Annotated in this window: 8 protein-coding genes, 1 tRNA gene and 3 pseudogenes; 1 reads left to right on the forward strand and 11 read right to left on the reverse strand. The window is 72.9% G+C overall.

All coding sequences use genetic code 11. From position 1 onward, the window contains the following. Positions 1–386: 386 nt before the first annotated feature. From AB0F03_RS28405 to AB0F03_RS28415, 3 genes are all read right to left on the reverse strand, one after another. Positions 387–863, reverse strand: coding sequence for a single-stranded DNA-binding protein (locus AB0F03_RS28405; protein ID WP_361996890.1), 477 nt, complete (start codon positions 861–863; stop codon positions 387–389). A gap of 343 nt (positions 864–1,206) precedes the next feature. Next, positions 1,207–3,705: a YfjP family GTPase gene (locus tag AB0F03_RS28410; protein ID WP_361996915.1), complete on the reverse strand. Its 2,499-nt coding sequence runs from the start codon at positions 3,703–3,705 to the stop codon at positions 1,207–1,209. 243 nt (positions 3,706–3,948) lie between these two features. Beyond that, the gene (locus tag AB0F03_RS28415) at positions 3,949–5,556 is read right to left on the reverse strand and encodes a dynamin family protein (protein WP_361996892.1); all 1,608 of its coding nucleotides are present in this window, start codon (positions 5,554–5,556) and stop codon (positions 3,949–3,951) included. Between the two features lie 321 nt (positions 5,557–5,877). Between AB0F03_RS28415 and AB0F03_RS28420 the strand changes: the two genes are divergently transcribed. Further along, positions 5,878–5,950 (forward strand) — tRNA-Arg (locus AB0F03_RS28420). A gap of 424 nt (positions 5,951–6,374) precedes the next feature. Here AB0F03_RS28420 and AB0F03_RS28425 read toward each other — a convergent pair. The 8 genes and pseudogenes from AB0F03_RS28425 to AB0F03_RS28460 all read right to left on the reverse strand — a co-directional run. Then, a pseudogene (locus AB0F03_RS28425) lies at positions 6,375–6,773 on the reverse strand (replication initiator); the annotation flags it as partial. Positions 6,774–6,864: 91 nt separating this feature from the next. Beyond that, positions 6,865–7,191 (reverse strand): SpdD-like protein, encoded by a 327-nt coding sequence (locus AB0F03_RS28430; RefSeq protein WP_361996894.1) that lies wholly within the window; start codon positions 7,189–7,191, stop codon positions 6,865–6,867. Between the two features lie 20 nt (positions 7,192–7,211). Beyond that, a complete protein-coding gene (locus AB0F03_RS28435) occupies positions 7,212–7,361 on the reverse strand; it encodes a hypothetical protein (RefSeq protein ID WP_361996896.1) in 150 nt (49 codons plus the stop codon). A gap of 9 nt (positions 7,362–7,370) precedes the next feature. Beyond that, positions 7,371–7,562, reverse strand: a complete 192-nt coding sequence (locus AB0F03_RS28440) for a mobile element transfer protein (RefSeq protein ID WP_361996898.1) — start codon at positions 7,560–7,562, stop codon at positions 7,371–7,373. Between the two features lie 5 nt (positions 7,563–7,567). Continuing rightward, positions 7,568–7,753, reverse strand: coding sequence for a hypothetical protein (locus tag AB0F03_RS28445; protein WP_361996900.1), 186 nt, complete (start codon positions 7,751–7,753; stop codon positions 7,568–7,570). A 17-nt stretch (positions 7,754–7,770) separates the two neighbouring features. Beyond that, positions 7,771–8,438 (reverse strand): annotated as a pseudogene (locus AB0F03_RS28450) (DUF2637 domain-containing protein). Then, a complete protein-coding gene (locus tag AB0F03_RS28455; RefSeq protein ID WP_361996902.1) occupies positions 8,438–8,644 on the reverse strand; it encodes a hypothetical protein in 207 nt (68 codons plus the stop codon). Before AB0F03_RS28455 ends, AB0F03_RS28450 begins: the two are co-directional and overlap by 1 nt. Positions 8,645–8,728: 84 nt before the next feature. Continuing rightward, positions 8,729–9,109, reverse strand: a pseudogene (locus tag AB0F03_RS28460) (plasmid transfer protein); the annotation flags it as partial. Positions 9,110–9,229: the final 120 nt, after the last annotated feature.

Raw genomic sequence — 9,229 nt, forward strand, 5'->3', positions numbered from 1 at the left:
CGTTGGACGTGGGGGACGGTCCCACCAGCAGAATCAGCAGCCCCTAGGGGCACGCCCGGCATCCTATGGATCAGGCGGAGCTTCGCCCGCCGGTCGGATCATCCGATGGCCGATCCGATCTGGAATCGTTATCGCCAGGACCGTCCATGAGCTGGCCATATCGACAAATCCACCGGTTCGTACGGGGGTTGGAGGCCGTGCGCACCGTGCGCACGGCGCGTACCGGAAGCACCGGGAGCACCGCGAGTACCGGGAGTACCGGGAGTACCGGGAGTACCGGGAGTACCGGTACCGGGAGTACCGGGAGTACCGGAGGCCGCGGAACGGAGCGCCGGCCGGGTCGCGGGCGTTCTCCCTGGCGTCCCGCGGGCGACTCCTGTCTGACGTCACATCACTGCCACTTCCTCACGTGCCCGTCGAGGCTCTCCGCCCTCCTGCGGGCCGGTGGGCCGGGGCGTCTCCCAGTTCGGCTCCGGCCGGTTCGCCGTCGGCGGTGCCTCCGGTTTGGCCGCGCGGTGGAAGAGTGCCGTACCGCGGGACAGGTCGTGGCCGATCGCCACGGCGTCGATGTCGGCCGACGTCCACTGCTGCTGCCCTTCACGCTGCTCCGTGCGCACCTTCAGCCGGCCCTGGACGACGACGGGCTGGCCCACCTCCACACAGGCGGCCACGTTGACCGCGAGCTGACGGTTGGCCCACACCGTGAAGAAGTTGGTGTGCCCGTCCGCCCACGCGTTCTTCTCCCGGTCCCAGTAGCGCGCGGTCACCGCCAGCCGGAACCGCGCCGACGGTCCCGCCGCCAGCTCGCGGTACGCCGGCTGGGTCGCCACGTTGCCCACCACGCACACGATGGTCTCGTTCATGTCCTCGTTCCCCTCCCTCGCCCGTCCCCTTCCGGCCGGGCGGGCACGCGTACGGGCCCGTCCCGTACGGCTGCGTCTGCCGTGCCGGCGCGTACGACTGCCGTACGTGCCCGCATCTCCCGCCGACCGCCCGTGACCGTCCGCCGTGTCTCCGGCCGGACCCGCCGTGCGATCGCCGTGACCTCAGACTGCCTCCGCCGGGCCGGGCCCGCTGAGCGCTGTGGACGACCATCCGTCTGTGGAGAACCCCGCCCCCCGCACGGGTGGCCACCGCATCGCTGCTTGCAGGGGGAGCGCCGCCAGACGCCTCACATGCGAGAGGCGCCGCCCCGCCCCGCCCCGCTCAACCCACCGCGGCCCCGGTCCGCACGACCCTGCCGTACTGCTCGCGGACCTCCCGGTACCGCAGCAGCTCCGCCGCCACCGGGTCCAGCACCCGGGCCCGGCCGCAGCTCGCCGCCGCCTCCCGCAGCCGGCGTTCCGCGTCCTGGCCGTAACGCCGTGCGGGGCCGCGGGCCGCCATCCGGCAGCCCCACTCCACCAGCGGCCCGCCGACGATCCCGCACACCATCAGCACCACCGGCACACCGAGGTTGGGCGCCATCACGCCGGCGATCTGGCCCACCAGCCACAGGCCGCCCACGACCTGGAGGAGCGTCATCGACGCCTGGACCAGCACGGCCATCGGCCACCAGCCCGGCCGCGGCGGCCGGCCCGGCGGGAGTCCCGCCCGCGCCGCCAGGTCGTCCAACGCCTCGGACAGCCCCTGGGAGCCGCGCACGGCCGCCTCGCGCACCGCCTGCGCCCACGGCGTGGGCAGCCCGGCCGAGGCGCGCTCGGAGACCGTACGGACCGCCTGTTCCACCCGCTGGCGGGCCGTTGCCTCCTCGTCCGCCTGGGTGCGCACCGGGATGCGGCCCGTGGTGGACTCGCCGCGGCCGTGGTACCAGCGCCACAGCCGCAGCCACGGCGTGCCGCACGCGCGGTTGGCGTTCCGCAGCCAGGCGCGCTCGGCGGCCTCGCCCGCCGCCGTGGCGCCCACCGCGTCCGCGAGCCGGTCCGCGAACTCCTCACGCGCCTCCTCGGTCAGGCCGACCCGCCGCCCGGTGGCGTAGACGGGCCGCAGCTCGGCCGCGGCGGCATCCAGGTCGGCCGCCACCCGGCGGGCCGCCGCGCCGCGTTCCGCCACGAACTCGCCGAGCGACTCGCGCAGATCGCCGACGCCCTCGCCGGTGAGGGCGGACAGCGCGAGCACCGTGGCCCCCGGTTCGCCGTACTCGCCGAGCGCGATGCCGTCCTCGTCCAGCAGCCGCCGCAGGTCGTCCAGGACCTGGTCGGCGGCGTCGCCGGGCAACCGGTCCACCTGGTTGAGGACGATGAACATGACCTCCGCGTGGCCGGCCATGGGCCGCAGATAGCGCTCGTGCAGGATGGCGTCGGCGTACTTCTCGGGGTCGACCACCCAGATCACCGCGTCGACCAGCTTCAGGATCCGGTCGACCTGTTCGCGGTGCTGTACGGCCGCGGAGTCGTGGTCGGGCAGGTCGATCAGGACCAGCCCGCGCAGCTGCGCCTCGCTCTCCTGGTTGTGCAGCGGCCTGCGGCGCAACCGGCCCGGGATGCCCAGCCGGTCGATGAGGCCCGCCGCGCCGTCGCTCCAACTGCACGCGATGGGCGCGGCGGTGGTGGGGCGTCGTACGCCGGTCTCCGAGATGGGCACTCCGGCGAGGGCGTTGAACAGCTGGGACTTGCCGCTGCCGGTGGCCCCGGCGAGGGCGACGACGGTGTGCCGGCCGGACAGTTTGCGGCGGGCCGCGGCCTCGTCCAGCACGCGGCCCGCCTCGGCCAGGGTGTGGTTGTCCAGGCGGGTGCGGGACAGCCCGACGAGTTCCCGCAGGGCGTCCAGACGGGAGCGCAGGGGGCCGTCATAGGCCAGGGGGGCCGGGATGTGGCCCGCCGGACCGCGATGCGCGGGCTCGATCGCGGCAGCACGTTCGGCGGCGAGTGCGGCGGCGTTGGCCTCGGTCACGCGCCGGGCGATGAGACCGTCGTCCCAGGTCTCCTGGGATTCCGCATCGGCTACGGCGTCCGGGACGGTGGCGGTTTCCGGGCTGGTGCCGGCCTTCGCCTTCGCCTTCGTCTTCGCGTGCGGGTCTGGGTCGATGCCGGTGCGGGTGCCGGTGCCGGTGCCGGTGCGGGTGCCGGTGCCGGTGCCGGTGGCCGTGGTGCCAGTGCCGGCGCTGGTGCCGGTGCCCTGTTTGGCTTCCGCCGCGGTGCGGGGCCCGGATGAATGGGGGTGTGGGCGAGGGACACAGGCGATCTCGCCGGCGCCGGGCCCGCGCGCGGCTCGCTCAGGGTCGGCGCTCTCCGCGTGCACGCGTGCGGGTCGCTCACGGTCCGCGTACTCCCCGTGCACGCGTGCGGGTCGCTCACGGTCCGCGTCCTCTCCGTGCACGCGTGCGGTGCTCTCTCGGTCGGCGTCCTCACCCGTCACGCGCGCGTGCTGCTCGCCGACGGTCTCCTTGCCTTTGTCCTTCCCCTTGCTCTTGCCGCCGTCCTCTTCCTGATCACCCTCGCCGTGGCCGTCACCGCGGCCGTGAGCGTCGCCACCGCCGTCCCGGCTCGTGACCGCGTCCGCGCCCCGGTTCTTCTCGCCGTTCCCGTCGACGCCTTCTCCGATGCCTTCGGGGACGCCGAGGGCGGAAACGCCGACGACGCGGGGCCGGGGGGCGGAGCTCGCGGTGCCGTGGTCGTCGGTGGCGGGCCCGTCTTCGGCTCGACTGCCCTCCGCGAGGCTCACCTGTCCGTGCGAGGGACTCATGTGTCTCTGCGCGGGACTCATGTGCCCGTGCCCCTGCGTAGGACTCACATGTCCCTGGAGGGGGTCCGCGTGCCCCGTGCGGCGCGCCTGCTCGGCCGTGGGGCCGTCGGCGCACGCGGCGGTCGCGGCGTTGTCCGTGGCCACCGTGCCGGCGCGGCCACTGTGCTCCGTGGACCGGGTGCCTCCATTGTCGCTGCCGTGATCGCCGCGCCTCATGTGGTCGGTGTGTTCGGTGTGGTCCTGGTCAGTGACGGCGGTCACCGCTCACCTCTCCTTCTGAAGTACCGACAGCGCGGCGATGAGTTCGGCCTGGTGCTCGGGATGGACGTCCAGGGCGTACAGCGGGGCGAGGCGCCGCTCCCGTTCGGCGTGCACGACCCGGTCCACGTGTTCGATGAGCAGCCGCCCGGCCCGGTCCCGCAGGCGCAGCGCGCCATGGGCGCCGAGCCGTTCGGCGAGCCCCTCGCCGGCGGTACGTGCCCGGCGCCCGCCCAGCACCGCGGTCGCGACCAGGGCGGCGACGGCCTCCGAGTCGAGGGTGCCGGTGCGATCCAGGTCCCGTACCTCGTCCTCGGCGTACTCCTCCAGCTCCCGCCGCCAGCGCCGTACCGCCAGGCCGATACGGTGCTCGGCGCTCTCCAGGGACACGTCGCGGCCGGCGAGACCGGGGGCGCCCGCGGCGGGTTCACGCCGCCACACGTCGTCGACACGCTCGTCGGCGGCGGTGACGGCACACAGCAGCAGGGCCGCGAGGCTCTCCACGAGGGCGTCGAGGAGTTCGCCCGCGGTGCAGTCCAGGGGGAAGGCGCGCCAACGTTTGAGGGCGTCGCCGGCGAGTACGGCGCCGGCCTGGAGGCGGCCCCGGACCCGGTCGTGTTCGCGGTCGTAGGCGGTCTCCACCGCGGAGGTGAGCCGGAGCGCCGCCGCGTACTGGGCGGCGGCGGCGCTGGCCAGCTCGGGCATGCGCGCCTTGAGCGAGTCGAGGACGCCTTGGGCGGTACGGGCCATGACGTACTGCCGTGCGGCGGGGTCCTGGGCGTGCTGGGTGAGCCAGCTCTTCAGGGGCGCGACGGCGGTGGCGGGCAGCAGGCCGGCGCCCCAGGCGGACTCGGGCAGCTCCGGCACGGTGAAGCGGGGTACGTGACCGAGGCCGGCCTTGGTGAGCAGGGCGCCGTACTGCCGGGAGACCTCCGAGACGACCTGGTGGGGCACCCGGTCCAGGACGGTGACGAGGGCCGCGTCGTACTCCTTGGCGGTGCGCAACAGGTGCCAGGGGACGGCGTCGGCGTAGCGGGCGGCCGTCGTGACCATGATCCAGATGTCGGCGGCACAGATCAGTTCGGCCGCGAGGACACGGTGGTCCGCGAGCAGGGAGTCGATGTCGGGGGCGTCGAGGAGGGCGAGCCCGCGCGGGAGGGAGTCGGCGGACTCGACGCGCAGCAGACGTCCGGGTTCCTCGCCGGGGGGCATGAAGTCGTCGCCGGGGTCCTGGTGGGGCACCCACACCCGCGTCAGGTCGGGGAGCACGCGCATGCCGCTGAACCAGTGATGGTCCTCCGGATGGCAGACCAGCACCGGCGTCCGGGTGGTCGGCCGGAGCACGCCGGCCTCGCTCACCCGGCGGCCGACGAGCGAGTTGACGAGCGTCGACTTCCCCGCGCCCGTGGAACCGCCGACGACGGCGAGCAGCGGCGCCTCGGGTTCCCGCAGCCGGGGTACGAGGTAGTCGTCTAGCTGCGCGAGGAGTTCGTCGCGGTTGGCACGCGCGCGTGGGGCCCCGGCCAGGGGCAGCGGAAAGCGTGCGGCGGCGACACGGTCGCGCAGAGCGGAAAGTGTGTCGAGCAGCTGAGGCCGTACGTCCAAGGTCACCACATGTGAAGAATGCCCAATTTTAGGGGAATTCTGAAGCATATAGACATGTCTGCGTGCCGACCGGACAGAACGGGCGGAGGGGACGACTGGGACACGGGCGCAGTCGAGGCATAACGAGTGCACAACACCCGGTGACGCAGGCCGCCAAAAACGGTGCACGATTCGCACCTGCCTGCGATTATCAGGACCGCTTCACCGAACCTCCACATCGAGCCACGGAGGGGAAGCGACAGGGTCAAGGAACCGGGAGCCCTATCCTTGACCCCGGCACCGTCACGGTCAGCCCCCACCAGGGCACCGCTCACGAGGCCACCCCACCCGGCCCCCGTAGCTCAGTGGATAGAGCAGGCGCCTTCTAAGCGCTTGGCCGCAGGTTCGAGTCCTGCCGGGGGCGCACGTTCCCGCCCTCCCTATGGGAGGGCATTTTTGCTGGTCAGGGCGTGTTTCACTCGCCACGACGAAGCCCCGGACGCTCCCGCGACGATCATGGGGAGGTTCCGGGGCTGTCCGGCTGTCACCGGGTTCTCGCGGGTGGCCCTGTCGAATACGTGTCGAAGTTCTCGGTGAGGTTCTCGGCCAGGAACCTCACCCCGCTCCGGATGGCTCGGGGAGATCGCCTGCGGCCTCCAGGCGCCGTTTCAGGTCGGGTAACTGCCCCTCGACGCACCGTGCGTAAGTGGCCAGCAGCACCGGCACGCTGTTCCCCGCCCATTCGGCCACCTGGGCAGGCGGGATCCCGTCGTTGAGCCACTTCGTGAGGCGCGTGTGCCGGTTGTCGTACACCCGCCTCCCGGTGGGCGACTCGAAGACGTGCGGGGGAAGACGCGCGGGTGATCGCGGACGGCGCCAGGGATGTCGCGGCGGTCGTCCCCGGCGAGGCCGGCGCGGATGAGGTGGTAGGTGTCGCCCGCGTAGGTCCAGGCACAGGAGGGGCAGCGGGAGGCACGGCGGTTGCCGCAGGCGAGGCGGAGACGGCCGCCGGGCTCGCCCTCGGTGGAGTAGTGGTGCAGGGTCTCGCCGGTGGTCTTGTCCTTGGTGAACGTCCAGCCGGTCAGGTGGATCGGGTCGGAGCAGCCGCCGGTACGGCGGATCTGCTCCTCCCAGCGGGTGTAGTCGGCAGCCGAGGCCACCCGGAGGATGTCGCCGAGGGTGATCGGGTCGAGTGGGTGGGTGGACGTGGTCACCTTGGATGTCGCGGGTGAGGCCCGGTGGGCCATGCTGGGGGTTCCTTCCGGTTGCGAGATCGATCGGTGGGGACGGCTCCCGGGCGGCGGATGCTTGGCGGTATCAGGGCCGCCCGGGGCCCGGTCAGCGGCGTTTGGCGTCGCAGGCGAGCGGGGAGCGCAGGACGACCGCGCAGACGGCGACCGAGGCGCCGGTGATGGCGACGGCCAGGAGCAGCGAGACCAGTACGGTGCCGATCACCAGGACGACGGCGGTGCCGGCACCGACGAGGGCGAGGGCGGTGCCGGGGGTGAGCTGGATCGTCGGGCGGGTCAACGTGGTCGGGGCCGGCGTGACGGGCGTCGGCGACGGCATCGGGGTGCCCGGGGTGATGGTGGTCGGCTCGACCGCGGCGGGCGGGACGGTCAGGCCGGTGGGCTGGGGCATGGTCGGGATCTTGGGACGCAGCATGGGCGGTTCACCTTTCACGGCTACTTGACGGCCTTGTCGATCACGGGGGCCAGGACGCTGTCGGCGAGGAGGTAGCCGCCGAGAGGCAGTACGGCGATGAGCCACCAGGGCGGGCGGATGAGCTTCACGCCGAGGTAGCCGACGGCGAGGAGCGCGAGCGGAACCTGCACTTGTGCCTCCTAGCGGACGCGGCAGCGGTGGGTGCGGGCGGCGAGATGGGCGGCGGACTGGCTGGAGTAGTCGGTGGACCAGCCGCATCGGTCGGCGGTGCAAACGGCGGCGTGCTTGGTGTTGCCGTGGCGGTCGCGGTGGGTGCCGATCTGCACGGGGCCGATGCGCATCACGGAGTGGAACTTGTCGCGGGCGGCCATGGCGGTCAGTCCTTCCGGGCGGTGGGGTCGGGGAAGCCGGCACGGATACCGGCGGCGGTGGCCGGGTCGGTGGTGCGCCGGGCGGCCTCCTCTGCGAGCAGATGGGCGAGGTAGGGCCGGTCAGCTGCGGTCATCTCGCGGGCGCTGTCGAGGTAGTCGGCGGAGGTCAGGTAGGCGGGGTCGGAGGTCACTGGTCGTCCTTTCCGGGTCAGGTGAGCTGGGCGGCGATGGCGTCGGCGAGGTGGGGCGGGACGCCGAGGCGGGCGCGCAGGGTGTCGGTGTCGCTCGGTGCGCCGGTGCGGTCGCGGTAGTCGGCGGCGACCTTGCGGGCGTGGTCGACGAGGACGGCCGGAACCGCGGGCGCCGGGTCGGAGGGCGGAAGGGCTGGCGGTTCCGCCACCGGGGCTGGGGAGGGCTCCGGGTCCGGCACGGGTTCACGGGTCGGTTCGCGATCCTCCGCGATGTCGGGTGCTGAGGCCGGGGCGGGTGCCGGCGTATCCGAGAGCTGGTGATCGGCGGAGTGCGCGAGGAGGGTGCCACCGAGGAAGGCGAGGGCGGGCCATCCGGCGATGCCGAGGCGGAGCAGAGCGGGCGCGTCGGCAGGTCGAGGAATCCGGCGGTGGCGACGTTGGCGCCAAGGGAGGCGAACAGGGCGATGAGGAACCAGCACCAGGCCAGCCGGGACGGGCCCTTCGAGCGCAAGCGTCGCCAGGCGGCGACCAGGAGCAGATCGACACTCACCGGGTAAGCCCAGGCCTTCCAGCCGTCCTGTCCGGCAGCGGCGGCCAGGTCGTGCAGGTGGGCGAAAGACAGGGCACCGGCGATCACGGCCTGGACAAGGACGGCGTCGACGCGCAGGCCGTGACGGGCGGCCATCAGGAAGCCTCACCGGGGTAGATGGGGCCGCCGTCGAGGTCGTCGCCGGACGCGAACATGCCGGGCGGAGGCTCGGGCAAGGAGACGGCGAGGGACGTGCCGACCGCTTCCACGAAGTCGAGGTCTGCGCCGCCCATGTCGGCGTACAAGGCGAGTTGGCCGAGGAGGAGCACGGTCCGGGCGAAGTCCCCGCAGTTCGGGCACATGCCGAGTTCTCCCTTCATCAGGCATGGCGGAGGTAGGGACTTGGCGCGAAGACGGTCACGCCGACCGATGGGACGAGCGAGAGATCAGGCGGTGGCCGGAGAAGGCCCGACCGACGGCACGGGAGCGGCGGCGGGTCCGGCGAGGGCGGCTCGGAACGGCGCCAGTTCCGGCACGTCCGGCGTCCGGTCGGCGTGCCGGTTGCAGAGGTTCACGGCCTGTCGGAGCGAGGTGTGCGGGGCACGGATGCGGTGCCAGCCGCCGGAGGAGTCGCCCGCGATGGCGATCCCCCGCATCTCCGCGGGAATCTGGATGGCGGCGAGGACGGCGTCAGGGAAGATGTCACCGAAGGCCATGTTGGCGCTGGTCTCGTCGTTGACGCGGTGGGCGGTGCGGCCGGTGAGCTGGGCACGGAGCATGGTGATGCCCTTGCCGAGCTCGGGGCCGAAGCGCTGCCCGCAGATCTCCTCGTCTTGGCCGGGGCGCAGCTTTAGAGGTCATCTCATTTGGTGAGTCTGCGGTAGCAGATGAGGGTGCATGCGAGGCTCGTGAAGGCGAGGAAGTGCTCAGCCTTGCGCTCGTAGCGA

This window comes from Streptomyces sp. NPDC028722 (genome assembly GCF_040637655.1).
Taxonomy (GTDB): domain Bacteria; phylum Actinomycetota; class Actinomycetes; order Streptomycetales; family Streptomycetaceae; genus Streptomyces.